Here is a 25,720-nt window from a genome sequence, read left to right as displayed (position 1 = left end):
TCAGGCTGAACAAGTTTGCTACACTGCAGCTAACCAAACCGATAATCGAATAGATACTGTTTATGTCGATAGCTAGCGAAACCTATATGCCAAATCAAACCACAACCAGCTTTTCATCAGAACATCACCTTAATAGTCCTGAGCAAAAAGTCTTCTGGCAGCAAGTGACGCAATCGAGCTTTAAGACTCGTGACGACATCACCTTAGCCTACGCCCGTATCACTCATCCAGAGAGTATCGGCACCATAGTTATCAGCAGTGGTCGAGTAGAGTCCTATCTGAAATATAAGGAGCTGATGTTCGATCTTTACCAGCAAGGCTACAGCCTGTTTGCTATCGACCATCGTGGTCAAGGTTTATCGGCGCGCACAACCGCCAATCCTCACCAGGGATATATCGACAAGTTCCAGCGATATGTCGACGATTTCGCCGAATTTGTCACTAAGGTTGTGAAACCACAGTCCCACGAGAATTACTACTTGGTTGGGCATTCTATGGGGGGAGCAATCGGGACGCTTTATCTCAGCCAGTACCCAGCAACCTTTAAGGCCGCAGCTTTCTCTGCGCCTATGTATGGTATCAAGCTACCACTACCCAAGGCGTTTATCCGAGGACTAGCTTCATTGCTCGATAACGCTAAACGGCCTAACTATATTTTAGGCGGCAAAGATTACCATGCCGAACCGTTCGATAAGAATGACCTCACCCACTGTAAATTACGCTACGATGATTATCGCGAACTCTACCGCCAGCATCCAGAGCTACAGCTAGGTTCGCCGACCAACCATTGGTTAGTCGAGTCCATTAATGCCGCCGAACAAGCGATTGATGCCGCTAGAAATAGTAAGCTCCCACTACTTATCTTGCAGGCCGAAGAGGATACTATCGTCGATAATTCCGCACAAAATCGCGCCGTAAACGGCCTGTGTAAGTTGATAAAAATCCCTTACGCTCGTCATGAGATATTTATGGAGCGCGATAAGCCTCGCAATCTTGCACTCAACGCATTATGCGACTTCTTAAAAGCAAACTAATCGGCTAGCGAGCAATAAAAAGGGATAGCTTAGCTATCCCTTTATATTTTCGATTAACCTAACTGCCCCGCCACCATCAGCTCCCGCGTCTCGGGGATCTCATTGTAAGACAGTACATGCAGACCGCGGGCAAACGCCAAGGCATAGCGCGCCAATATCGGTCGTAGCTGCGGCGAAACCAACAACAGCGGACTATGACCATGCTCCTTTGCTTGTGCCAGCAGCTGTGGCATACGTTGCTGTAATTGCGCCAACAGTTGCGGATCGACAGGGAAGCTATCGAGCGAGCCTTTGCCCTGCTGTTGAGACTGGTTCAATGCCGACATCAAAGTTTGCTCCAGTTCAGGCGCCAAGGTCATCACATTAAGCTTAGGATCGGCTCCAACGATAGAGTGCAAGATAGAGTTACGCAGCGCACAACGCACATCGGCAGCGAGTAGCACAGGATCTTTACTGTTTTCACTGCAATCGAGCAAGGTGGTGGCAATGGTACGAATATCCTTAAGCGACACCTGCTCCTTCAGCAGTAAACGATATACCTTTAGCTGTAGGATTGGGGTTAATGCGCTATTGAGTGACTCGGCCAGCTTAGGACTCTGCTTGGCGAGGCGATCACTCAAAGCCAACACATCATCATGTTGCAGCATATCCGGCAGTGACTCACGGATAAGCTTACTCACATGAGTTGCGATAACCGTAGCGTTATCCACCACCGAATAGCCCAAGTTCAGCGCTTTGGCTTTGTGGTCTTGCTCAATCCAGATAGCATCCATCTGATAGGCAGGCTCTTTAGTGATCACCCCATCGATATCACCAAAGACTGGGCCACTCTTAATCGCCATCAGACGATCCGGCTCCAGCTCGGCAGTCACCACAGGATTGCCCATTAAGTTAATCTGGTAGGCATTCGGTGCCAAGGATAGGTTATCGCGCACCCTAACTTCAGACAGCAAGAATCCCGCCTGCTCAGACAAGGTTCGACGAATACCCGTTAATCGCTTTTGCAGCTCAGCACCTTTACTGCGCTCAACCAGATGCACTAAACGGTAACCCAAACGCACCTCGATAAGATCCGTGTAAGGCAATGCATCCCAGCTTGGCGCCGAAGGTTCGCTAAAGCTACTCTCCCTTAGCTCCTCAACCTTAGACTCGGTCACCTTAGGCTGAGTCTGGCTCTGCTTCCATGCCACAAAAGCCAATAGAGCCGCGAATGACAAGAATACAAATGTCGGCATTCCCGGCACTATGCCTAAGATCAGCATCACCGCTGCCGAGGTAATTAAGGTTTTTGGATTAGCCAGTAGCTGCTGACGCAACTGCTCAGGCATCTCTTCAGCATCGGAGACTCGTGTGACGATAATCGCCGCCGCAGTCGCAAGCAATAACGAGGGGATCTGTGCAACTAGACCGTCACCAATAGTCAGCAAGGCATAAGTCTTAAATGCTTCGCCAGCACTCAAGTCATGCATGAAGATACCGATTGCCAAACCACCCAACATGTTGATGGCTAAGATCAGGATACTGGCAATTGCATCACCACGGACAAACTTAGAGGCACCATCCATAGAACCATAGAAATCAGCTTCACGCGCAACCTCTTGCCGCCTGTCTCTGGCCTGATCTTGGGTCAACACTCCGGCATTTAAGTCGGCGTCGATAGCCATCTGCTTACCGGGCAGTGCATCTAGGGTAAAACGTGCCGATACCTCGGAAATTCGCTCGCCACCTTTAGTGATCACCACAAAGTTAATGATCATCAAAATAAGGAAGATCACCGCACCGACAACATAGTTACCGCCGATCACCACCTCACCAAAGGCTTGGATCACCTTACCTGCGGCGTCTCCCCCTTCGTGGCCTTCGATAAGTACCACACGGGTCGAGGCCACGTTCAGAGTTAAACGCAGCAGGGTAGCCAGTAGCAGTACGGTTGGGAATACCGAAAACTCCAGTGGTCTACGGATCGATACCCCGACCAATAACACCATCACGGCTAGCACGATGTTAAAGGTGAACAAGATATCTAATAACCATGGCGGCAGTGGCAAGATAACCATAGCCAAAACGGCGAGTAGCATGATTGGAATGCCGATATAGCCAGGGCTACCGGCAAAAGTACGCTTAAACCAGTTCATTAATGCAAATAACCTTTAATCATGTTGTAAACTTTTAGGAATATAAAAATGGGGCAAGGGATCAGGCTTAGCCTGCTGCCCTTGTCGAGCCGCTCTCAGCTGCATCACATAGGTGAGCACATGGGCGATAGCGACAAACAGCCCTGAGGGGATCTGCTGCTCCACCTGAGTCGAATAGTAGATAGCGCGCGTCAGTGGTGGCAGCTCTAGCACCTCCACATCATTTCGCTTTGCTATATCACGCATATAGAGCGCCAACTCATCGGTGCCCTTAGCTATCACGTAGGGGGCGTCGGCCTTGTTCATGTCATATTTAAGTGCCACCGCATAATGGCTAGGGTTAACCAGTAGCACATCGGCCTTAGGTACAGATATATCGGCACGTGATCGGCTAATACGTTGCTGCATTTGGCGAATTCTTGCCTTCACTTCAGGCTTACCATCCTGCTGCTTATGCTCGTCCTTCACCTCTTGCAGCGACATTCTCAGCTCTTTGTGATGATGCCAATACTGGTAAGGTACATCGATAAAAGTGATCAGCAGCAAGCCCAAACCCAGATAAAGCATTGCTAGGCTCAGCATATCGATGCCCCGCATAACGGCTTCATCGATTGGTAGCTGACTAATCGCCATCAATGCTTGGAAATTTTTCTGTAAAAAAACCAGCATGATGCCAACTAACAACACAATCTTAAGAATCGATTTAATCAACTCAACTAGCGACTTAACAGACACCATTCTGCCGAGTCCCGCGATCGGGTCGATTCGGCTGTATTTGAAGCCAGCATTTTTAAAGTTAAATACCGGACCGCCTGGCATCGCACCAGCGATCATGGCAATCAAGGCGACCGTTATAATGAGAGGCCCCAGAATATTCAGCACTTCTAGTAGAGACTGCGCCAGATGGCGAGTCATCATTCCCGGTTCGTCGAGCTGAGCCTTGGTAAATAGCATATTGGCTCGGGTCAGCGCCGCCACTTTAGCGGAGATCCAATCCGCCATCGTCGTCAGCAACAGGGAGCTGCCGATAATCAGTGCCGAGGAGACGAGATCTTTCGAGCGCGGAACCTGCCCCTGCTCCCTAGCCTTCTTTAATTTCTGCGGTGTCGCTTTTTCGGTTTTACTCTGCCCCGAATCCTTATTACTCACGTCGTACCACCGATAAACTGATACATAGCATTTAAGGCATCTAAACAGAGGTCGCTATATCGAGCCGGCAAACCACTAAAAGAGAAGAACACACACAGTAGACCCATCAACATCGACATCGGAAAACCCAAGGCGAACACGTTTAACGATGGTGCCGAGCGACTCAATACACCGAAGGTGATGTTAACCACGAGCATGGCGAGAATAGCAGGCAAGGCCAGCATAAAAGAGGCCGCAAAAATCCACGATAGTCGGCCGATAAGTCCCATCAAGGGTAGATCAAATATTCCCATTCCTATGGGCCATAACCTAAAGCTGTCCACCAAGATCCCAATCGCAACCAAGTGACCATCTAAAGCCAGAAACAGCAAGGTGCCATAGAGCATAAACCATAAACCTAACAATGGGTTAGCGCCACCACTAGAGGGGTCATTCATCACAGCCATCGACAAGCCCATCTGCATCGACATCATGGCACCGAACATGGTCATCACATGGATCATTATCGACAGGAAGAGTGCCAACATGAAACCAATCAGTAATTGCTCTACAGCCAAGATCAGCGCATGAAATGAGATAGCATCGACTTCGGGAAATGGAGGCAGTATCGGCGCAATCAGAGCCGATATGCTGATGGCCAACAGAATACGTACGGTGGCAGGAATATAGTTGTTACCCAAGAAAGGCATCACCATAAATGCCCCCATGATACGACAAAAGGGCCACCAGAAGGTGCCGATAAAGGTGCTGATTTGGACTGAGGTAAGCGATAACAAGCTAGTGATCCTCAACCAATAATATGGGGGATATTCATAAACAAGCGATTAAAAAAGTCGCCGATCTGCTGCAGTAACCATTCACCAGCAAAAACCACCATCAACAAGGTTAAGATGAGTCGGGGTAAAAAACTCAAGGTCTGTTCGTTCACCTGAGTTGCCGCCTGAAATACCGCGATCAGTAGACCGACCAATAGTCCGGGAACCACCAAGACTCCAACCATGGCGACCACTAGGAAAATAGCCTCGGAAAACATAGAGGTAAGTTCATTGACGTCCATAGGCTAAGCTCTTCCACCCGTAAGCAATGAGATAACAGCAGGCCAGTCATTGGGGATCACTAGCGCCGTCATTAACAGTCCAAGAAAAAAGTAAATCAGATCAGAAACGGATAACTCATCGCTTTGGCTTTTCACCATCAAAGCACTCTCCTGCCTTACAAACGATTGATCTTTTGTTCGACTAACCATAACTGGCCACCAAGGTACTCACCGTCATTGACCAACCATCAACCAATACAAACACCATCAACTTAAACGGCAAAGAGATAATCAGCGGCGACAGCATCATCATACCCATTGACATCAATACACTTGCGACCACTAGATCGATCACCAAAAAAGGCAGGAAAAGCAGGAAGCCGATCTGAAATGCAGTCTTTAACTCGCTCAGCACGAAGGCTGGCATCAGCACAAAGAATGGGATCTCATCGGCGGTTAAGGTGATCGGCTCATCGGCAATCTTGAGCATCTGTTCCAGATCCGTCTCTCGCGTCTGCGCCAGCATAAATTTGCGTAGCGGCACCTCAGCTCTAGCAACGGCTTCCGTTAACTCTATCTGCCCCATGTCGTAGGGTAAAAAGGCATCATCATAGATTGCCTGTCCGACAGGGCGCATAATGAAAATAGTCATCACCAAGGCGATGCCTATCAATACTTTATTAGGTGGGCTCTGCTGCAAACCTAAGGCTTGACGCAAAATAGCCAATACCACTATCACCCGAGTGAAGCTGGTCAACATCATGAGTAAAGCAGGTAGAAAACTGAGCACCGTCATCAATGCCAAGATTTCCAGCTTAACGTTCACCGCCTGAGTTTTATCACCATCGGCCAGAGAAAATAGCGTTAAACCATCACCCGCATAAGCCGTCGATGAAACGCTCAGCAGTAGCACCAGCAACACTCGCCACATAATTAATCAACGGCTCCAGTTAAGCTGGTAGCTTCCACTTCGAGTAAGCGCACACCATAGCGACCATTAACCTCAACCACTTCTCCGCGACCAAGCAGTGCGCCATTAACGCGGATATCAAGAGGCTCACCGACCATACGGTCCAGTGCGACCACATCGCCCTCACCCATCTGCGCCAACTCACCCAATGACATCTCAACGCTGGCTAACTCTAGGGTCACATGTACCGGAAGCTGATGGAAAAACGACATATCCTTTACAGGCTTAGACTGAAGCTTAGGTGCACTGATTGGCTCTTCAGCAAAAAATTCGTCATCTAATAGAAAATCTTCATCTTGCAAAATGTTATGTTCAGCCATTGGATTTTTCCTCCATTTGAAAGGCTTCTTGAGTCAATTTGGCCACCATCTGTCCCTCATGGGTATGAACTGTGGCGTAAAAAAGTGGACGCTTTCCTACGGTAACGGGACAGCGAGAATGTAGGTTCATCGGTAAAATATCACCGACTACCAAGCTCTGAAGCGAGGTAACTGGCATGCTCTGATGCCCAAGCTCCAATAACGTTCTAAGTGGGATCTGTTTCAGTCGACTAGCTAACTTCTCTGCTAGCGCGGGATCGGCTTGATATTGGCTAGGCTGCTCAGCCATCAGTTCTAATAGATGTTCCGCCATATAAAAGCAGAGAGCTGGACCGCTGTGAGCCGTAGGAAAACTCAGCTCACAACAAACTGGAGCCTTGATAGGTGCGCTGTTCATCACCAGTTCCAGCTCCAATTTGTCTTCATCGATATAGGTGATTGGGAATGTTTTAATCACCGCCATCATCAAGCGTTTAACCAGACGAAACTCCGACAGGCTCGGTGCTCTTAAGGGGGATTGCAACGCACTGGAACAACTACCGTAATAACCGCTGGCGAGTTGGTCTAAAGTACATTTATCGATTCGCCACCAGCCTAACTCAACACGGTTATAACTCAGTAAAAACCAGGCATGATGTAGTTGAGGGATTACAGGCTGAGTCTTCGCCGTCAGCGATACTTTTGACAGAGCAAAGTGTCCTTGACGAGTAATTGGCGTCAATAACTCATTAACAGCATCTATCATTGGCCGCTGGCATGATTCTAATTGCATCAATAGTCGGCTTCGAGCCAACTTCTCTTTTATCAAGACAACAGGCCGAACTTCTATCCCTTGGCTAGATTTAATTAGATTGGCTTTAGCAGTAGTTTTCATCCTAAATCTCACAACAAAAGTTCGTCAAATAATCGACGTTAATTTTAAAAAAGCTATTTAAATGACAGGCGACAAAATAATGACTAAATAAACAAGCCGTGTAACACAAATTACCAAAAACATTATTCAAACTAAGATAAAACCATAAAACAAATAAACGCTACTGATAGAAAAAAGAAACCAGTTATAAAGCGACAATATTTAAAAAAACTTTAATTTATTTTTTGGTTTTATTGAAAATAATTTAAAAAACATACAAAACAACAACTTAGGGGGTGAATGCAATTTAAACTTTAACCCGAATCGTATCCGTCAGTATTAAAAGTGAACAAGTGAAGCCCTAAAATTAATAGCCGCAAGCTTACATCACATAAAAGATAAATACACTTAACTTTAGAATAAGTTTTAAAAACTTGATGAATACATAAAATAAAAATAAAAAGTTTTACATGTTTTAATATTACGTGTTTAATTGGCAACCTTAAAAATCAAAACTAAAGTAATAAAGTTCCAGTCTCTACATTTAAGGGTTATGAACAATTGAAACTGTCAGTTTATATATTAATCTGTTTATTTTTTATTTGTACAAACATCACAAATAGCGCACTGGCGACTCCAGTTAAGTATCAAACTCCCTTTGAAAAAGCCCAATGGCACTTTTCAGGAGATGAGTTTGGCTGTGAAATTACCCATAGAGTACAGAGTTTCGGCACATTACAACTCAGCGCGAATCCAGGAGAACCTCTGGTGCTGAGCCTTAAAGCTGATTGGCTTAATTTAAATAATACTCAAAGCCAAGCCTCCGTAATCTCTGCAGCTTGGCAAGATGCGACTCGCCAACCTATCGCAACCACATCACTAAACTGGTTTGGCTCACAGGCGATAAGCCTACAAAATACCGCCTCATTTTTAGAAGCACTTGAACAGGGGCACACTTGGCAAGTCGCAGTGACCACCACAGATAACAGTCAATACCTAATTAACGCCAGCCCGGTTTCCACCCGCGCAGTAGCCAATCAATTTAGGATCTGCCGTCAAAAACTGTTACCTAAACCTTTCACCTACGTTCGTCGCCTAGAGCTGATGTTCAAGCCTAATTCAAGCCTGATAAGTGCCACTCACGAACAAGATTTACAAGCTGTGTATCGCTATATTCAAGCCGACCCCAGCATTGTAGAAGTACTGATCGATGGTCATGCCGATGCATCGGGGGATCATTTAGCAAACTTGGTACTCAGTAAAGAACGTGCCGACGAGGTGCTTTCAAGGCTAATAGAGCTTGGGGTATCTCCAAAGATGATCCAGACGCGACATCACGGCACTCGCACTCCGGTAGCCAGCAATAATAACACTGAGGGGAGAGAGCTAAATCGTCGAGTCACTTTGCGCTTAGTAAAATCAGCAACTCACTCCTCTACGGCTTCGGCTTTAGGAGCAAGCAAATGAATCACGCAAGTTTAAGGTTCGTCGATGCTGAACTACCGCAATCGAGTCTAGATAAGCTGTCTCAACAAGGCTTTACTATCTGGCAGAACGAGGATAACGCGCCTTGGCTTAGCCTAATCAACCTGTCTCGCAGCGCTAGCCAAGACGTTGCCGCACAACTTCGCCAATATCCAGGTAAGCATCAAGTCGCCCTACTCGATCCCGAGCAGACAGAACTCGCCAGTGTCGCAATGCAGTGCGGTGTTCAAGATTATCTATTACTGCCGATCGATGAAGAGCAGCTATGCTCGCTGCTACAGAGACTGCGTCGCTTAGAGCTTCCCAATAACGAATTGATTTGTGCAGCCCCCGTTAGTCGCCAGCTGCTAATGCTGGCACACCGCGCCGCCAACACAGAAGCAACCGTGCTCCTTACGGGTGAAAGCGGCACAGGGAAAGAGCCTCTGGCACGCTATATTCACCGTCACTCGAATCGTGCAGAGCAGCCTTTTATCGCGATTAACTGCGCCGCCATTCCCGAAAGTATTTTAGAGTCGATTCTATTCGGTCATGTTAAAGGCGCTTTTACTGGAGCCACAACCGATCAACCCGGTAAGTTTGAACTCGCCAACGGTGGAACCCTGCTGCTCGATGAGATCGGAGAGATGCCACAACTACTGCAGGCAAAACTGCTACGTGTACTGCAGGAGCGAGAAGTTGAACGCTTAGGCGGACACAAGTCTATCGCGCTGGATATCCGCGTGATTGCAGCCACCAACAAAGATCTGCGCCAAGCGGTACAAGACGGTGAGTTTAGAGAAGACCTTTTCTATCGCTTAGATGTGTTGCCGATCAAGATCTTACCTCTACGTCAGCGAAAAGAGGACATCTTGCCTATCGCCGAGCATTTCTTGCAACGCTATAAGATCCTAGCCGCCAATCAGCAGTGCTACTTCAGCGAACAGGCTCGCAACCTACTCTTGAGCCATGACTGGCCAGGTAACGTGCGTGAGCTAGAAAATACCATTCAACGAGCCTTAGTGATGCGCCGCGGCCAAGCACTACAGGCCGAATAATTGGGTCTAGTGAATCAAGATGGTAGCGCGCTGGTCGAGCAGAGTGAATTGGGGCTTAAAGCATCGAAACGTCAAGCTGAATTCCAGTACATCATCGACACTCTTAAACGTCATAACGGTCATCGTAACAATACCGCCCAAGCTCTCGGCATGACGACCAGAGCCCTCAGATACAAGCTGGTACAGATGCGTGAAGAAGGCATAGATATTGAGCAGATCCTGTCGCAATCGGGTCACGCTGCATAGTCGGCTTTCACAATAAATAAGGAACAGATATGTCAAATGCCAACATCAATGCCAGCGCTATGATGCAGCAACTCAGTATTCATTCTGAGATGGCCAAAGGCGGAATTAAAGTCGGCCCAAATCCTAAGGATTTTGGCGTACAACCAGCTTCATTCACCGAGTTAATGAAGCATAAAGTCGCCTCTATCAACGCCGACCAAAATGCGTCATCGGCCTTGGTGAGTGCCGTCGACAGTGGCCAGAGTGATGATCTCGTTGGCGCCATGGTTGCTTCGCAAAAAGCCAGCCTCGCATTTTCAGCCATGCTGCAGATCCGTAACCGACTTGTACAAGCATTCGACGATGTCATGAAGATGCCGATCTAACCCCTACAACTGTCTATAACTATTGCAATAACGCCCAAAAACTTAACCAGCCTTTTTGAGCAAGGATAACTAAAAGCATGTCAACCACATTGACTCAAACCAGCCCTGCCATGACAGATGTAAATGGCAACAATGAACGTCTAAACTCGTTGAAGCAGAAATGGCAGCAGTTCAGTCGAGGAGACCGACATGCGGCGACGCTCGCCATTCTCGCGATTGTCGCAGCTTGTGTAATCGTGTTGATGCTATGGAGTACAGGCCAAGGTTATAGCCCTTTATATGGTAACCAAGAAAACGTCGATACATCGCACATCATTGAGGTGCTTGAAGCAGAAGGTATCAGCTATCGCCTCGACCCAACCTCTGGTTTAGTGCTTGTTCCAGAAGATAAGCTAGGCAATGCACGCATGTTGCTTGCCGCTCGCGGCGTTAAAGCCAAAGTACCTTCAGGTATGGAGTCTCTAGATGCATCCACCATTGGTACCAGCCAATTTATGGAGCAAGCTAAGTACCGCTATAGCTTAGAGGGTGAACTGTCACGCACCATCATGGCGCTGAAAGCGGTAAGAACCGCGCGAGTACATTTGGCCATCCCGAAGAAAACCCTATTTATCCGTCAACAACCAGAGTTGCCTTCCGCCTCTGTAATGCTGGATCTTTACGCTGGCCAGCATCTGCAACCGCAGCAGATCACCTCTATCGCCAACTTAGTCGCGGGTAGCGTGACAGGAATGACACCAGAGCGAGTGCAGATTGTCGACCAAGAGGGGAATCACCTAAGCTCTGAGATCAATGCCAGCCAAGATATGAGTCAGTCACGTGATAAGCAGATTAAGTACACCCAAGAGTTAGAGCAAAGCCTTATTAGCCGCGCATCAACCATGTTGCTTCCCATCCTAGGTAGAGACAACTTCCAGGTGCAAGTCGCCGCTATGGTTAACTTTAATCAGGTGGAAGAGACTCGCGAATCAGTGGATCCACAAACCGTCATCAGTCAAGAGAAGCAGAGCACCAATCAAACCAGTGGTGATATGGCACTTGGGATCCCAGGAGCATTAAGCAACCAGCCACCGACGGCAGAGCCAGCCGCAAATAACAGCAGCACCAACCTTAATCAGCAAGAGAGCCGCAAATTTGAGGTGGGTCGTTCAGTCACCCACACCCGCTATCAGCAGATGCAGCTAGAAAACCTGTCTATTTCAGTGCTACTCAATAGCCAAGCGGCAGGCGAAAGCGGCTGGACTCAGCCGCAACTCGACCAGATGAGTAACATGGTGCAGGACGCTATAGGTTATAGCGCGGCACGTGGCGACCAATTCAGTATCAGCAGCTTTAACTTCGCCCCAGTAAAAGTGGTCGAGTTCGAGCCACTACCTTGGTGGCAGGGTGAAAGCTATCAAGCCTATCTGCGCTACTTTATCGGTGCCATTTTAGGTCTGGGCATGATCTTCTTTGTACTGCGCCCTCTAGTGCAGCACCTAACTCGCACCGTTGAGTACAACATTAAGGACAGCGACTCGACCAATAACACGCCATTAATGCCGCCGCCAGAAGCAGCCGCAGCACTTAATGACTCAGCCCAGCAGCAGGTGGATAACATCCTAGCAGTGGAAAATGCCACCACAGATAACAGCTGGAGCAGCAACCTAAGCCTACCGGCTCCGGGTTCGCCGCTAACGGTTCAGATGGAGCACTTAAGTTTGCTTGCTAACCAAGAACCGGCACGAGTCGCCGAGGTAATCTCCCACTGGATAAGTGACCGTGAGAGTGAACAGAACGCTCATCAAGCCTAATGAACCCAAATGCATTTAGCGTTATATAGATAGGTAACCCAAACCGTGAATAACAATGAACTCACAATCAAGATGGACAACCTAGAGCAAGCTGCCATGCTACTGCTTAGCATGGGAGAAAAAGGCGCTGCTCAGGTGATGGCTCATTTAGATCGCAACGATGTGCAGCACCTCAGCCACAAGATGGCGCGTCTATCTAGCATCACCCAACATGAGGCTGAGGCTGTACTTGGACGATTCTTCAAGCGCTACCAAGAGCAATCGGGGATCGCCCGCGCTTCACGCACCTATTTACAAAAAACCTTAGATCTTGCATTGGGTGACAGAGTAGCCAAGAGCCTAATCGACAGCATCTATGGTGATGAGATCAAAATCCTCGTTAAGCGACTCGAGTGGGTCGACCCTCAACTACTCGCTCGCGAGATCGCCAACGAACACAGCCAGCTGCAAGCCGTACTATTAGGCTTACTGCCACCGGAGAGTGCCGCTCAGGTACTACATAGCCTACCCGCTAGCGGGCAAGATGAAGTGTTAGTGCGCATCGCTCAGTTAGGGGATTTAGACCGTGAAGTGGTCGATGAACTCAAGCAGCTCGTCGAGCGTTGCATGCTGATTGCGATGGAGAAAAGTCACACTCAGATCAGTGGTGTCCGCCAAGTGGCCGACATCCTCAATCGCTTCGAAGGCGACAGAGAGCAGCTGATGGAGATGCTAAAACTGCATGATAAGCAGCTAGCCAATAACATAGCGGACAATATGTTCGACTTCATCATCCTAGGCCGACAAAAGCCTGAGACGCTACGAGATATCATGGCAGCCGTACCAGCCGATGTATTAGCACTGGCATTAAAAGGTATCGATAACGAACTTAAGATGACACTGCTCGGTGCACTACCCAAACGTATGTCTTCGGCAATTGAAACTCAGGTTGAAGCGATAGGCACTGTACCATTGAGCCAAGCGATTGCCGCCCGTAAAGAGATAATGGAGCTGGCTAAGCAGATGATGGATGACGGTGAAATTGAACTGCAGTTATTTGAAGAGCAGGTAGTAGAATAATGAGCCAACGACTCAATAATACCGATCCGCGCTGGCGCCTTGTCGGTCAACACCCTCGCCGCCACCGCTTCTCACCACTCGTCGCGCCAAAAACCGATGACAACTCCGAGGGCTCTAACTGGCAAGATTTCCAGCAAGCCTTCGACAAGGGGTACGATGAAGGTGTGCAGAAAGGCCACCAAGCTGGATTTAGCTCCGGCGAAGAGGAAGGTCGTCAATCGGGCTATGCCGCCGGCTTTAATCAGGGTCGTATCGAGGGCCAACTGAAAGGCAAAGACAATATCGACGAGCAGCTCAATAGCATTATTGCCCCCTTGGGTGCACTGAAGTCACTGCTCGAAGAGGGGCACAATCAGCAGATTTTGCAGCAGCAGTCGCTGATCCTCGATCTAGTTCGACGGGTGTCGTTACAAGTTATTCGCTGCGAGCTGACTCTACAACCACAGCAGATCTTAAACTTAATCGAAGAGACCTTGGCCGCTCTGCCAGACGACCCGACTCAAGTTAAGATCCACCTAGAACCGAGTGCAGTAGACAAGCTTAAAGAGTTAGCGGCCGATAAGATCCACTCATGGACCTTAGTGGCTGATGCTAGCATCAGTGCTGGCGGCTGCAGAATTGTTAGTGAAACCTCCGACGCCGATGCATCGGTCGAGACTCGCCTCAACCGCTGTATGGCTCAAGTTGAAGCTCATCTGCAGGACTCATCACAGGCAGGCAGCGTGACAAATGAGGTAGACGTTGAAGCTTAATGCCGATATCTTGGATTGGCCGAAAATCCCTGTTGCCCAAGTCTATGGTCGCTTAACTCGCGTTAACGGCCTACTGCTTGAGGCCGTGGGCTGTCAATTGGGCACCGGCGATCGTTGTTATGTTGAGTGCCGTGATAACCATTTAGTCGAAGCCGAAGTCGTCGGCTTCTACAAAGACACCCTTTGCCTGATGCCAATCGAGCCGACCAACGGTTTAATGCCCGGTGCGCGAGTGATGCCCATCGAAGGGCGCTGTCAAATACCGACGGGACTCGGCCTACTCGGGCGCGTACTCGACGGCTTAGGCCAACCATTAGACGATCTCGGCAGTATCAAACATATTCCCCATGTGCCGCTGCAGTTTAAAAGTACTAACCCACTATTACGTAAGCCGATCCGTGAGCCATTAGATGTGGGAATTCGCGCCATCAATGCCCTGCTCCCCGTCGGCCGTGGTCAACGTCTCGGCCTATTCGCGGGCTCAGGCGTGGGTAAGAGTGTGTTACTTGGCATGATGACCCGCTTTACCGAAGCCGACGTGGTAGTCGTTGGACTCATTGGTGAACGTGGCCGAGAGGTCAGAGAGTTTATCGAAGAGTCCTTAGGTGAAGAGGGACGTAAACGCGCCGTGGTTGTCGCCGCGCCAGCCGACACCACGCCTTTAATGCGTATGCGCGCCATGCGCCTATGCCATCATATTGCTGCGGCCTATCGTGACCAAGGTAAGCAAGTATTGCTCCTGGTGGACTCGTTGACTCGCTATGCTCAGGCTCAACGGGAAATCGCCTTGAGTTTAGGTGAGCCTCCAGCCACTAAAGGCTACCCGCCTTCGGCGTTCGCCCAACTGCCTAGCCTGGTGGAGATGGCTGGTAACAGCCAACACCCAACTGGTACCCTCACCGCCTTTTATACCGTATTAACCGAGGGTGATGACCAGCAAGATCCGATTGCCGACTCGGCAAGGGCGATTCTCGATGGTCATATTGTGCTTAACCGTAAGCTAGCCGAGCAGGGGCACTTTCCAGCCATCGATATTGGTGCCTCTGTCAGTCGTCTCGCAACACAAGTAGCCAGCGAAAGCAGCCTAAAACAGGGGCAATGGTTCCGTCACCTCAATAGCCGTTATAACGAGGTCAAAGAACTATTACCGCTAGGCGGCTATCAAGCTGGTCATGATGCAGAAATGGATATGGCGGTGAGCAGCTATCCACAGATGGCGGCTTTCTTACGTCAGGCGACTCACACACAAGCCGACCTCAAGCAAAGCCTCAGCGCCCTAGAGCAGCTGGTCAGCCAGATGGGATTTAACCTATCTGCACGATAGCAATAAAAAGCCAGACAAAGTCACTATTTAGCTTGTCCCTACGGGAAATATAAGATGAAGCAATTACTCAGGTTATGTCAGCAAGAAGAGAAGAAGCTTAGCCAGCTTGGGCAGCAGCGTAATGCCGCCCAGAGTAAGATAGATACCATAGAGCAGCAAAAGCACCAGCTTGGGCAGATGGTGACCGATTACACCCAGATAAACCTCACCAACGCCACGGCAATGATGTTGCAAAATAGCGCGCAGATGATCCAAGTTATCGAGCCGATGATAAAGCAACTGACTCGCAAACAACTGCTGCTACAACAGGAGCAGCAGAGAATGCATCAACTGTGGCATAAGCAGTTGGGTCGCCAGCAAGGTATACAGTGGTTATATCGAGAAAGACTAGAGCAGCAACATCAGTTACAGCAGAAGCAGGAGCAAAAACAGTTAGATGATCTAGCCGCGCGCTACGCGACAGCAGGTCGAGGCTAACGCATTTCACCATAATCGACATGGCTATCACCACCTCGATTAAGCAGCTGACTTATCACCTCTTGCTGTGCCACCAGCAGCTTACCATTGGCTTCATTAACCTGTTGGCTCTCTTTCACCAACAGCAACAAGTTTTGCCATAAAATAGAGACTTGGCTCGCCGATGATTGCGGAAGCCTAGCAATTAACGCATCCATGCCACTGGCATCACCAGCAAAACCGAGCGCTTGCAACATTCTGCGGCGCTCGCCAGCCTTGTGCATTAAGCTGTCACACAGACTCGATTGGTGTTCGTTATGGTGTTTAAGGCCGCCGTTATCACGACGTTGCATCAACTCTCGCTGACGCTTCAACAAGCTTTTAAGTTGCTTATAGCCCTCAATATCCTGACGGATCCCGCGCACTAAGCTCTGCACTAACTCACGCTTGCTAACTGCCTCAGCCATGTTGCTGCACCATGGCATCGGTTAACTTCTCTAGATCGAGATCAAAACTCCCATCGATCAGCGACTGGCGAATTTCCGCGACTTTCGCCAGTTCAAAGTCCGGCAACTGCTCTAATCGCTGCTGGCTATACTCAATCAATCGACAGTCTTCACTGACCTCTTGCTGAGGTTTTACCGCCGTAGCAACGGGAGTATCTAAAGGCTGAACGGCACTATGCGTCTTACTCTTGCTGGTGCCCATTTCAGCATTTATCGTACTGTTTATTTTGTTTATTTCCATAATGGCTGCCTCAAATATGCCTATATATAACTAGAGCGACAGAAAGACTACACAACTGAAATTAACGCCATTTATTTGGCAAAAGAAGTGCTCAGATTCAGCAGCTATATTGGCAGGTTCGCCATGATCTACCGTTAAAACTGCGTCGCCACCCGCCCCTTCGCGATTGGATAGGCAATGATCACTTTGCCAGAGCTAAGGTTCCTCACTCGGATCCCTTTGCCCTCGCCGCCGCCTTCGAGGGCTTCTCCCGACATATTGGCATAGAAGCCATTGCTGCGAGCCTCGATAATGACTCGGTCACCAATATTCACCCATTGAGGCGAACTCAACTGTACAGCTCTAATTGGTTGATAGCGGCGTACCTTACGCACCACTTGACGACCTACTATCTCATCGAGAGCAGTGACTAAGTCTCGATCCGATGCCCCCAGTTTTATCACTTTCCAGTCGATATCCGCTGCCAAGATATGCTCGCCGCGCTTGAGGACTCGATTAGCCACAGGAATTTTAACGCTCACACTAACCTTGGCTCGAACGAAGAGGCTCCAGCCTAATGCCCCACAGCTCACCTTGCGTTGCACATTGCCTAATGGGATCCCAGAGCCTGCATCTATGCTCACTGCCACAGGGCAAAGCGCTAGCCTTTTCGCCCCCGATGGCACCTTAATCTCTGCCTTAACATCCAGCTGAGACAAAGCGGCTTGCTGACGCCACTGCTCCAACTCCTTAGTCAGTAATTGAGTGAATTCGCTATCAATCTGCTCAACCGTTGTCATCGAATCCTGCGCCAGACTCAGCTGCGGAAGTAAACAGGAAGTGGCGATGAGGAAGCAGGAAACACAGGTTCCGATCTTGCGCCACAAAAACAAGTAAACCATTGAAAAACCTCAATTAAGATTATTGGCACACTAATTGAATAGTCAAGCGGCAATTAAATTGGACATACCATACTAGGAGTCGTAATGGCTATCAACCTTGATGCCGCATTAGGTATTCATCCGCACACATTAGATTTTAGGGTCGAGCGCAGCAAGATGCTGGCTGGTAACTTAGCCAATGCAGAAACCCCCGGCTATAAGGCGAGAGATCTCGACTTCAAATCTGTGATGTTGCAGATCAATGCAGGCATGTCTCCCGACCGTAACTATCAGGCTAGCTATCGTGTGCCTTATCAAACATCGGCAGATCAAAACACGGTTGAGCTAGGCAAAGAGCAAGCCAGATACTCACAAAACGCCATGGATTATCAAACCAGCCTGACCTTCCTCAACATGAAGATCTCAGGTTTACGCACTGCTATCGAAGGTAAATAACCCCTATGTCATTTGCAGAAATTTACCAAATTGCTGGAGCGGGCATGAACGCCCAAACCATTAGACTCAATACGGTTGCCAGTAACTTAGCCAACGCGGGTGCGGCAGCAGAAAACCCAGACGAAGCGTTTCGAGCGTTAAAGCCAGTATTCTCAACTATTTACAAGCAGACACAAGAGGGGCAAGTCGCAGGTGCCCACGTTGAAGTATCTGCGATAGTGCAATCTGATGCACCGCTGGATCTGCGCTATGAGCCCGATCATCCTTATGCCGATGAGCAAGGCTATGTGGCCTACTCCAACGTCAATACCGTTGAGGAGATGGCTGACATGATGGCGGCCAGTCGCTCATTCGAGACCAATGTTGAAATCATGAACCGTGCACGTTCGATGCAGCAGGGTTTACTGCAGTTAGGAACTAAGTAATGAACGTAACCAGTACTAGCAACACCAATAATACCAGTGGCAACAGCGTAGTTAACTCTCCGGGTAACGATGCGGCTTCTATCAAGAACGAATTTATGACCTTGATGATTGCGCAAATTCAGAACCAAGATCCAACCAATCCGATTGATGGTACAGAGTATGTCAGCCAGTTAGCCCAGTTCTCTCAGGTCGAAAGCTTAGAGCAGATGCGTGCCAACCAGTCGACACAGATGGTGATCATGGAGAACCTCGGCATCGTTCAGTCAGCACAGTTAGTAGGTAAAGATGCCATGGTGCCAGCTTCTGAATTTAGCATCGAAGATACACCTATCGATGGCAAGGTTTACCTAGGCAGCTCAGTTGAGAATTTAAGTATCGACATCGTCGATGATAATGGCGATGTCGTCCACAGCTTAGAGATGGGTCCACAAGAAGCGGGGGATACTGGCTTCACTATCGACCCTGAAGCGTTGGGACTGCCTGCGGGCGACTACAGCATAGTGGCAAACACCACCGCAGGTGAAGTCACCAAAACAGCCGATACCTTCGTCAAAGCTGAAATCGAAAAAATACATTTTATCAGCGCATCAGGAATGATGATGGCTGAGCTAGGTAATGGTCTAGGCACTATTTCAGTGCTTGAAATTTCTGAAGTTTCATAACAGGTTAGCAAAGGATTAATTCATGTCTTTCAATATTGCGTTAAGTGGCCTACAAGCAACCACACAAGATCTAAACACTATCAGTAATAACATTGCTAACTCTTCAACAGTAGGATTTCGCAGTGGCCGCAGTGAGTTTTCTGCCATCTACAACGGCGGCCAAGCTGGCGGTGTGAACGTGATGAACACCAGTCAAAACTTCTCTGCTGGCGGTAGTTTAACTTATACCGGTCGTCAGTTAGATATGGGCATTCAAGGTGAAGGCTTCTTTATGTTGAGCGGCCAAGATGGCAATACTACGTACGCCAGAGCCGGTATGTTCAACCAAAATGCCGATGGTTTTATCACAGACTCTGTAGGTAACCGATTACAGGGTTACTCGGTTAGCGCGGCGGGCAACTTACAAACGGGCAATGTGACCGACCTGCAGGTACAAGCCGGCGCCCTACCCGCTAAAGCAACAACAACAATCGGCCTCGTCTCTAACTTAGATGCTCGAGTAGAAGTTATCGATCCAGCTGCTAATCCGTTTGACCCTGATGATGCGTCAACCTATCACTCATCAAGCACTGTGACCGCTTACGACTCTTTAGGTAAGGAGCATGCTCTCACTCAGTATTACGTTAAGACCTCAGACAATACTTGGTCGGTACACTACATGATGGGCGACACCGACGTGACTCCTGCTGGCGGCCACCAGCTCAACTTCGACTCTGATGGCATGCTAACAGCCGGACAAGACCTCACCTTAGATATTACCGATCCCAATATTGTTGGCGGCGCATCAAACATGAGCCTAGCGCTAAGCTACGACAAGAGCACCCAGTACGCCTCTGACTATAACAACTCAAGCCTGAGCCAAAACGGTTACACCTCAGGTGAGCTTAACGGTATACGTTTAGATGATAGTGGCATGCTTTATGGCACCTACACCAATGGCCAAGAGCAGCTACAAGGTCAAGTGGTACTGGCAGACTTCAATAACCCTAACGGTTTAGAGCCAGTGAGCAACAACGCTTGGGCGGCAACCAATGCTGCGGGCCAACCCATTATCGGCACGCCAACGACAGGCACCCTAGGCTCGATTGCAGGCGGCTATCTTGAGGGCTCAAACGTCGATCAGACCGCCGAGATGGTTAACCTGATGACGGCTCAGCGTAATTATCAGTCTAATGCTAAGGTGTTAGATACCAACTCTACCATGCAGCAAGCCTTGCTCAACGCTATCTAAGGCTGACTCATGGATAGAATGATATATACCGCCGCCAAAGGGGCTGCAAGGGTGATGGAGGCGCAAGCAATCCGCGCCAACAACCTAGCCAACGCCGACACCACAGGCTTTAAGGCGGATCTAGAGCGAGTTAATGCCATGGTGGTTAATCCGATGGGCAATAGCTTGCAGACACGTGTACTGGCTCAGACCCAAAGCAGTGGCTTTAGCCAGCAAACCGGTGCGATGAATCCAACGGGTAGAACCTTAGATCTAGCTATCAATGATACAGGCTTGTTCGCGGTGATGACTGCCGAAGGCGAAGGCTATACCCGCTCTGGCGCAATACAGCCTGATGCCGATGGCCAGTTGACCTTAGATGGTCGCCCCGTTGCCGGTATTGATGGCCCTATCGTATTACCCGAATATCGCGAACTGTTCGTTGGTGATGACGGCAGACTCAGCATCATTGCCGATGAAGGCGGCATTATCGAAGAGGTTGGCCAGCTCAAGCTGGTTAACCCAGAGATCAATACCTTAACCAAAGGCTTAGACGGTTTGCTTTATCCCGCAGACCGCCAGCCATTGCCTGCCAGCGAGCAAGTCAGCGTGAGCAGCGGCTTTCTTGAGGCCAGCAACGTGCAGGCCGTAGGCGAGCTAATCGCCGCCATGGATTTAAGTCGTCAGTTTGAGGTGCAGGTCAAACTGATGAAGAGCGCCGAAAAACTCGCCGAAGCAGGCAACCGCCTGTTACGTGACGCTTAGACTAATTTTTTAAAGCCTAGACTTTAAAGGAAACACAGATGCAATCAGCTTTATGGGTCAGTAAGACCGGCTTAACCGCCCAAGATACTAAGATGACCACCATTGCCAACAACTTGGCAAACGTTAACACCACGGGCTTTAAGCGCGACCGTGTCGCCTTTAACGACCTGTTCTATCAAGTACAGCGCCAACCTGGCGGTCAAGTCGACGAACAAAATGAGCTACCATCAGGCCTGCAACTCGGTACGGGTACCCGTGTTGTCGGTACACAAAAGGTATTCACCCCTGGCGATATGCTCACCACCAACCAACAGTTGGACATGGCTATCGAAGGACAGGGGTTTTTCCAAATTGAAGAAGCCAACGGCGAGTTAAGCTACTCCCGTGATGGACAGTTCTATCGCAATAGTGAGGGCCTAATGGTGACCTCTCAAGGCTTACCGTTGGTGCCAAACATAGAGATCCCTGAAGAGGCGCTCAATGTCACCATCGCTACCGACGGTATCGTATCGGCGCAGATGGCTGGCCAGGCAGATGCTCAAGAGCTAGGACAGATCACCCTAGTTAACTTTACCAATCCAGCCGGACTCGAGGCGCGCGGTAACAACCTCTATCGTGAAACGGGCGCATCGGGCGCAGCAGTAGAAGGTATCGCAGGCGATCAAGCGCTGGGGCAAATTCGTCAAGGCGCGCTTGAAGGTGCCAACGTCAACGTGGTTGAGGAGATGGTCGAGATGATCTCGACTCAGCGCGCTTACGAGATGAACGCCAAGGTCGTATCGGCTTCTGACGACATGCTTAAGTTCCTAAACCAAGCGCTGTAAGCAGCGCTTTATCGACTGGCTCCACCATGGCTTATCAACCAACAAAACGCGAAAAGGGCTCCGACATGCAATCACTATGGATTGGCTTTGGCATAGGTTTAACCTTACTACTGTCTGGCTGTGTCGCACATATACCTGAACCAGACACTGCACCAGGTAAGCCTGAGTGGGCGCCACCAGAAATTGACTACAGCCTACCGACGGCCGAGAACGGCAGTGTCTATCGTCCAGGCTTTATGCTCACCCTGTTTAAGGATAAGCGCGCATTTCGCGAAGGCGACATTCTCACGGTAGCGCTAGACGAAAAAACCTATTCGAGTAAACGTGCCGATACTAAGACCAACAAGGTCAGCGGCATGTCGATTGATGGCCAAGGTACCAACGGTTCTAGCAGTATCAGCGGCAGCGGCGAAGCAAATATGGGACGCTCCTTTAACGGCACAGGTTCAAGTACCCAACAGAACCAACTATCGGGGTCTATCACTGTAACTGTGGCTAAGGTTTTGCCAAATGGCGCCCTGCTGATCCGCGGTGAAAAATGGTTACGCCTAAACCAAGGTGATGAGTACCTTCGCCTACTAGGTCTTATCCGTGCCGACGATATTGGTAATGACAACACCATCTCGTCACAGCGTATCGCCGATGCACGAATAATCTATGGAGGCCAAGGAGCCATCTCTGATAGTAACCGTATGGGCTGGGCCGCTCGCTACTTCAATAGCCCTTGGTTCCCGTTGTGATCATCAATTTGAGTATTCAAAAGTCAGGATTGTGTGAATGAAAAAAATAGCCATCTTTATGGTCAGTATGTTGCTAGGCCTATCGCCTCTACTTCCCGTTCAGGCGCAGCCTCAGCATCGCTATCTGATGGATATTGTCGATGTACAAGGGATCCGTGATAACCAACTGGTGGGTTACGGCTTAGTTGTCGGCCTAGATGGCACGGGTGACCGTACTCAGGTGCGCTTTACCAGCCAGTCTATCGTCAACATGCTAAAACAGTTTGGCGTGCAGATTGATGACAAGACAGATCCGAAACTGAAGAACGTCGCCGCGGTTGCGGTCCACGCTACCGTGCCACCTCTGGCTAGCCCAGGACAAACCTTGGATATTACCGTGTCATCACTCGGTGATGCTAAGAGCCTACGTGGCGGTACCCTTTTAATGACCCCAATGCGTGCCGTCGATGGTGAGATCTATGCCGTTGCCCAAGGTAATTTGGTGGTTGGTGGAGTGTCGGCTCAAGGTCGTAACGGCACTTCGGTCACCATTAACGTGCCGACCGTGGGTAATATTCCTAATGGTGCGCTGTTAGAAGCGCAGATGCACAGTAACTTTAATGAAAATAAAAATATCGTACTGAACCTTATCGACCCGAGCTTTAAGACGGCTCGCAATATCGAACGCGCGGTCAATGAACTATTCGGCCCAGATGTCGCACAAGCGGACAGCAGCGCTAAAGTCATCGTTCGTGCGCCAAGCTCTAATCGCGAACGCGTGACCTTCATGTCTATGCTCGAAGAGCTGCAAATTGAACAAGGGCGCAAATCCCCACGAGTGGTGTTTAACAGTCGCACCGGTACCGTAGTGATGGGCGGCGATGTCGTGGTCCGTAAGGCAGCTGTCAGCCATGGCAACCTCACGGTGACTATCGTAGAGCAGGAGTTTGTTAGCCAACCTAATGGGGCTTACTTGGGCCAAGCGCAGGGCGAAACGGTTGTCACCACCGACAGTCAAGTCAATATCGATGAAGGCAACGGTCATATGTTTGTCTGGCCCGAAGGTATCGCCCTTAATGACATCGTCCGTGCAGTTAATAGCCTAGGCGCATCGCCGATGGATCTGATGGCGATTTTACAAGCACTAAATGAAGCCGGTGCCCTTGAAGCTGAATTGGTGGTGATCTAATGAAACTCGACAATAACCACAGTTATCTCAACCAACTCGATGCAGGAGAGCTGATTAAATCTAACGGCGAGCAAGGCGCACTGAAACTTGTTAGCCAACAGTTTGAAGCTCAGTTTCTGCAAACCGTTTTAAAGCAGATGCGTAGCGCCTCTGATGTGATGGCAGATAAAGACAGCCCGCTGTCATCGCAAAACGATGGCATGTACCGTGACTGGCACGATGCTGAACTTGCGGGGCGTCTAAGCCAGATGCAGAGCACCGGGCTTGCCGAGGTGATGACCAAACAATTATCGGCAGGACTTAAGTCTGAGCCGGAGACGGTCGCCTCTAATAATCAAACTAATGGCAATGCCAATACCGTTGCGATGCAACCTGCCTTGATATTGCCCTTTATTACCAAGCCGCAAACCTAAATAGGCTGCGGTGCTGATTAATCTTCGCCGTCATTTAAAACGCTAGAGATAAGGATTCAAGATGAGCATGCTCAACATAGGTATGTCCGGGCTTAACGCCAGCATGGCAGCCCTGACCGCCACTTCCAATAACGTCACCAACGCCATGGTGCCGGGATATTCTCGTCAACAAGTGATGCTTAGCTCTGTGGGTAATGGTATCTACGGCAGTGGCTCTGGCGTGATGGTCGACGGCGTACGCCGTATATCGGATCAATACGAAGTTGCTCAGCTATGGAATACCACCAGCAATCTAGGGTTTGCTAAGACTCAATCTAGCTATTTTGGCCAAGTGGAGCAGATTTTTGGCTCTGAAGGTAACAGCATCTCGGCTGGACTCGATCTCCTGTTTGCGTCACTGAACTCGGCCATGGAGCAACCTAACGAGATTGCCCATCGCCAAGGAGTGCTCAACGAAGCTAAGGCCTTAACCCAACGCTTTAACTCAATCAGCGAAGGCTTAAACTCTCAGGTGACTCAAGTCGAAGGCCAAATCAATGCCTCGGCTAAAGAGATCAACAGCCAATTAGAAACTATCGCCAGCTTTAATGCCGATATTCAAAAAGCTAACGCCAATGGTAACGTACCTTTAGCGCTACTCGATGCACGAGACGCCGCGATCGATGACTTGTCACAAATTGTCGACGTCAATGTCGTTGAAGACTCGACGGGGATGATCAACATCTCTTTAGCTCAAGGGCAACCCCTGCTGTCGGGCACTATTGCATCTAAGATTCAAGTGACACCAGATCCAGCCAACCCTAAGTTTAGCCAGACCAGCATTCAGTTTGGTCAATCGAGCTTTCCGCTAGATGAAAGTGCTGGCGGCAGTTTAGGTGCGCTGATCGACTATCGCGACAACAGCTTAGTCGACTCAATGGCGTTTATCGACGAACTCGCCATGACCATGGCCGATGAGTTCAATGCTGTGCTAGCTGGCGGCACCGACTTAAATGGCAATACGCCAACACAAGATCTGTTTACCTATGACCCAACTAACCCAGCAGGCAGCCTAAAACTGACCTCAGGATTTAACGCTGACATGCTCGCGTTTGGTAAGGATGGTACCCCAGGTGATAACAGTAACTTGGTAGAACTCGTGGATATCGCCAACAAGAGCTTCACCTTTAGCTCTATGGGAGTCGATGCCACCATGGGTGATGCATTCGCCAGTAAGATTGGTGAACTCGGCTCGGCCTCTCGCCAAGCACAGATGACTAAAGATACAGCTGAAAACCTACAACTGGAGGCCCAAAAACAGTGGGCAAGCACCAGTGGCGTCAACATGGATGAAGAGGGGGTTAACCTCATCATCTACCAGCAGTCTTATCAGGCAAATGCCAAGGTTATCTCAACTGCAGATCAGCTATTTCAAACTATTTTAAACACGATTTAAG

The 25,720-nt window shown here is 49.2% G+C and carries 29 protein-coding genes and 1 pseudogene; 19 read left to right on the top strand and 11 right to left on the bottom strand.

Translation table 11 applies throughout. The features are described 5' to 3' along the window. The first annotated feature begins 62 nt into the window (after positions 1 to 62). On the top strand, positions 63 to 1,034 hold the full coding sequence (locus tag JMA39_RS19285) for an alpha/beta fold hydrolase (protein ID WP_202723515.1): 972 nt from the start codon (positions 63 to 65) through the stop codon (positions 1,032 to 1,034). A 53-nt stretch (positions 1,035 to 1,087) separates the two neighbouring features. On the opposite strand, the gene flhA is transcribed toward JMA39_RS19285, so the two are convergent. From flhA to JMA39_RS19245, 8 genes are read right to left on the bottom strand one after another with little or no spacing between them, the layout of a single operon-like run. Further along, positions 1,088 to 3,169: a flagellar biosynthesis protein FlhA gene (gene flhA, locus JMA39_RS19280; RefSeq protein WP_202723514.1), complete on the bottom strand. Its 2,082-nt coding sequence runs from the start codon at positions 3,167 to 3,169 to the stop codon at positions 1,088 to 1,090. Between the two features lie 15 nt (positions 3,170 to 3,184). After that, positions 3,185 to 4,318 (bottom strand): flagellar biosynthesis protein FlhB, encoded by a 1,134-nt coding sequence (gene flhB / locus JMA39_RS19275; RefSeq protein WP_202723512.1) that lies wholly within the window; start codon positions 4,316 to 4,318, stop codon positions 3,185 to 3,187. Next, positions 4,315 to 5,094 (bottom strand): flagellar biosynthetic protein FliR, encoded by a 780-nt coding sequence (gene fliR, locus JMA39_RS19270; RefSeq protein ID WP_237732933.1) that lies wholly within the window; start codon positions 5,092 to 5,094, stop codon positions 4,315 to 4,317. Before fliR ends, flhB begins: the two co-directional genes overlap by 4 nt. An 11-nt stretch (positions 5,095 to 5,105) precedes the next feature. After that, the gene (gene fliQ, locus JMA39_RS19265) at positions 5,106 to 5,375 is read right to left on the bottom strand and encodes a flagellar biosynthesis protein FliQ (protein WP_202723511.1); all 270 of its coding nucleotides are present in this window, start codon (positions 5,373 to 5,375) and stop codon (positions 5,106 to 5,108) included. Positions 5,376 to 5,378: 3 nt separating this feature from the next. Continuing rightward, positions 5,379 to 5,564 carry a hypothetical protein gene (locus tag JMA39_RS19260; protein WP_202723510.1) on the bottom strand — a complete coding sequence of 62 codons (186 nt, stop codon included), beginning with the start codon at positions 5,562 to 5,564 and terminating at the stop codon, positions 5,379 to 5,381. Continuing rightward, positions 5,557 to 6,285 (bottom strand): flagellar type III secretion system pore protein FliP, encoded by a 729-nt coding sequence (gene fliP, locus JMA39_RS19255; protein WP_202723509.1) that lies wholly within the window; start codon positions 6,283 to 6,285, stop codon positions 5,557 to 5,559. Before fliP ends, JMA39_RS19260 begins: the two co-directional genes overlap by 8 nt. 2 nt (positions 6,286 to 6,287) lie before the next feature. Further along, entirely contained in the window at positions 6,288 to 6,644 is a 357-nt protein-coding gene (gene fliN, locus JMA39_RS19250; protein WP_202723508.1) for a flagellar motor switch protein FliN, read from the bottom strand. Next, complete coding sequence (locus JMA39_RS19245; protein WP_202723507.1) at positions 6,637 to 7,518, bottom strand: FliM/FliN family flagellar motor switch protein; 882 nt, start codon at positions 7,516 to 7,518, stop codon at positions 6,637 to 6,639. Before JMA39_RS19245 ends, fliN begins: the two co-directional genes overlap by 8 nt. Before the next feature lie 540 nt (positions 7,519 to 8,058). Here JMA39_RS19245 and JMA39_RS19240 point away from each other — a divergent pair. The 8 genes and pseudogenes from JMA39_RS19240 (at position 8,059) to JMA39_RS19205 (ending at position 16,035) form a co-directional block, all read left to right on the top strand. Next, positions 8,059 to 8,964 (top strand): MotY family protein, encoded by a 906-nt coding sequence (locus tag JMA39_RS19240; RefSeq protein WP_202723506.1) that lies wholly within the window; start codon positions 8,059 to 8,061, stop codon positions 8,962 to 8,964. Continuing rightward, positions 8,961 to 10,265: pseudogene (locus JMA39_RS19235) on the top strand (sigma-54 interaction domain-containing protein). The gene JMA39_RS19240 and the pseudogene JMA39_RS19235 overlap by 4 nt, the downstream one beginning before the upstream one ends. Positions 10,266 to 10,294: 29 nt before the next feature. Next, positions 10,295 to 10,630, top strand: coding sequence for a flagellar hook-basal body complex protein FliE (fliE, locus tag JMA39_RS19230; protein WP_202723505.1), 336 nt, complete (start codon positions 10,295 to 10,297; stop codon positions 10,628 to 10,630). A 77-nt stretch (positions 10,631 to 10,707) separates the two neighbouring features. Next, positions 10,708 to 12,423 (top strand): flagellar basal-body MS-ring/collar protein FliF, encoded by a 1,716-nt coding sequence (gene fliF, locus JMA39_RS19225; RefSeq protein ID WP_202723504.1) that lies wholly within the window; start codon positions 10,708 to 10,710, stop codon positions 12,421 to 12,423. Between the two features lie 72 nt (positions 12,424 to 12,495). Further along, positions 12,496 to 13,482, top strand: coding sequence for a flagellar motor switch protein FliG (locus tag JMA39_RS19220; protein WP_237732937.1), 987 nt, complete (start codon positions 12,496 to 12,498; stop codon positions 13,480 to 13,482). Next, positions 13,482 to 14,234, top strand: coding sequence for a flagellar assembly protein FliH (gene fliH, locus JMA39_RS19215; RefSeq protein ID WP_202723502.1), 753 nt, complete (start codon positions 13,482 to 13,484; stop codon positions 14,232 to 14,234). The genes JMA39_RS19220 and fliH overlap by 1 nt, the downstream gene beginning before the upstream one ends. Further along, positions 14,224 to 15,558, top strand: a complete 1,335-nt coding sequence (locus JMA39_RS19210) for a FliI/YscN family ATPase (RefSeq protein ID WP_202723501.1) — start codon at positions 14,224 to 14,226, stop codon at positions 15,556 to 15,558. Before fliH ends, JMA39_RS19210 begins: the two co-directional genes overlap by 11 nt. A 54-nt stretch (positions 15,559 to 15,612) precedes the next feature. Further along, a complete protein-coding gene (locus JMA39_RS19205; protein ID WP_202723500.1) occupies positions 15,613 to 16,035 on the top strand; it encodes a hypothetical protein in 423 nt (140 codons plus the stop codon). Here the strand turns inward: JMA39_RS19205 and flgN are convergent. From flgN to flgA, 3 genes are all read right to left on the bottom strand, one after another. Further along, positions 16,032 to 16,481: a flagellar protein FlgN gene (gene flgN / locus JMA39_RS19200; protein ID WP_202723499.1), complete on the bottom strand. Its 450-nt coding sequence runs from the start codon at positions 16,479 to 16,481 to the stop codon at positions 16,032 to 16,034. The two genes, JMA39_RS19205 and flgN, sit on opposite strands and share 4 nt — an antisense overlap. Continuing rightward, positions 16,474 to 16,761, bottom strand: coding sequence for a flagellar biosynthesis anti-sigma factor FlgM (gene flgM / locus JMA39_RS19195; RefSeq protein ID WP_202723498.1), 288 nt, complete (start codon positions 16,759 to 16,761; stop codon positions 16,474 to 16,476). The genes flgN and flgM overlap by 8 nt, the downstream gene beginning before the upstream one ends. A gap of 134 nt (positions 16,762 to 16,895) precedes the next feature. Further along, entirely contained in the window at positions 16,896 to 17,642 is a 747-nt protein-coding gene (gene flgA / locus JMA39_RS19190; protein WP_202723497.1) for a flagellar basal body P-ring formation chaperone FlgA, read from the bottom strand. Between the two features lie 84 nt (positions 17,643 to 17,726). Here flgA and JMA39_RS19185 point away from each other — a divergent pair, with 84 nt between their 5' ends. From JMA39_RS19185 to flgK, 10 genes are all read left to right on the top strand, one after another. Continuing rightward, positions 17,727 to 18,077, top strand: coding sequence for a flagellar basal body rod protein FlgB (locus tag JMA39_RS19185; protein WP_202723496.1), 351 nt, complete (start codon positions 17,727 to 17,729; stop codon positions 18,075 to 18,077). Positions 18,078 to 18,082: 5 nt separating this feature from the next. After that, positions 18,083 to 18,502, top strand: a complete 420-nt coding sequence (gene flgC / locus JMA39_RS19180; protein ID WP_202723495.1) for a flagellar basal body rod protein FlgC — start codon at positions 18,083 to 18,085, stop codon at positions 18,500 to 18,502. Beyond that, entirely contained in the window at positions 18,502 to 19,164 is a 663-nt protein-coding gene (locus tag JMA39_RS19175) for a flagellar hook capping FlgD N-terminal domain-containing protein (RefSeq protein WP_202723494.1), read from the top strand. Before flgC ends, JMA39_RS19175 begins: the two co-directional genes overlap by 1 nt. Positions 19,165 to 19,186: 22 nt before the next feature. Then, complete coding sequence (gene flgE / locus JMA39_RS19170; RefSeq protein WP_202723493.1) at positions 19,187 to 20,395, top strand: flagellar hook protein FlgE; 1,209 nt, start codon at positions 19,187 to 19,189, stop codon at positions 20,393 to 20,395. Between the two features lie 9 nt (positions 20,396 to 20,404). Next, on the top strand, positions 20,405 to 21,139 hold the full coding sequence (locus JMA39_RS19165) for a flagellar basal body rod protein FlgF (RefSeq protein WP_202723492.1): 735 nt from the start codon (positions 20,405 to 20,407) through the stop codon (positions 21,137 to 21,139). 38 nt (positions 21,140 to 21,177) lie between these two features. Further along, positions 21,178 to 21,963: a flagellar basal-body rod protein FlgG gene (gene flgG, locus JMA39_RS19160; RefSeq protein WP_202723491.1), complete on the top strand. Its 786-nt coding sequence runs from the start codon at positions 21,178 to 21,180 to the stop codon at positions 21,961 to 21,963. 65 nt (positions 21,964 to 22,028) lie between these two features. Further along, complete coding sequence (flgH, locus tag JMA39_RS19155; RefSeq protein WP_202723490.1) at positions 22,029 to 22,703, top strand: flagellar basal body L-ring protein FlgH; 675 nt, start codon at positions 22,029 to 22,031, stop codon at positions 22,701 to 22,703. A gap of 37 nt (positions 22,704 to 22,740) precedes the next feature. Beyond that, entirely contained in the window at positions 22,741 to 23,871 is a 1,131-nt protein-coding gene (locus JMA39_RS19150; RefSeq protein ID WP_202723489.1) for a flagellar basal body P-ring protein FlgI, read from the top strand. Then, on the top strand, positions 23,871 to 24,284 hold the full coding sequence (locus JMA39_RS19145) for a rod-binding protein (RefSeq protein WP_202723488.1): 414 nt from the start codon (positions 23,871 to 23,873) through the stop codon (positions 24,282 to 24,284). The genes JMA39_RS19150 and JMA39_RS19145 overlap by 1 nt, the downstream gene beginning before the upstream one ends. 61 nt (positions 24,285 to 24,345) lie before the next feature. Continuing rightward, positions 24,346 to 25,719, top strand: a complete 1,374-nt coding sequence (gene flgK / locus JMA39_RS19140; protein ID WP_202723487.1) for a flagellar hook-associated protein FlgK — start codon at positions 24,346 to 24,348, stop codon at positions 25,717 to 25,719. The last annotated feature ends 1 nt before the right edge of the window (position 25,720 follow it).

Source organism: Shewanella schlegeliana, from assembly GCF_016765635.1.
Taxonomy (GTDB): domain Bacteria; phylum Pseudomonadota; class Gammaproteobacteria; order Enterobacterales; family Shewanellaceae; genus Shewanella; species Shewanella schlegeliana.
Note: the sequence above shows the minus strand (reverse complement) of the source record. Positions and strands in the feature narration are given on the sequence as shown.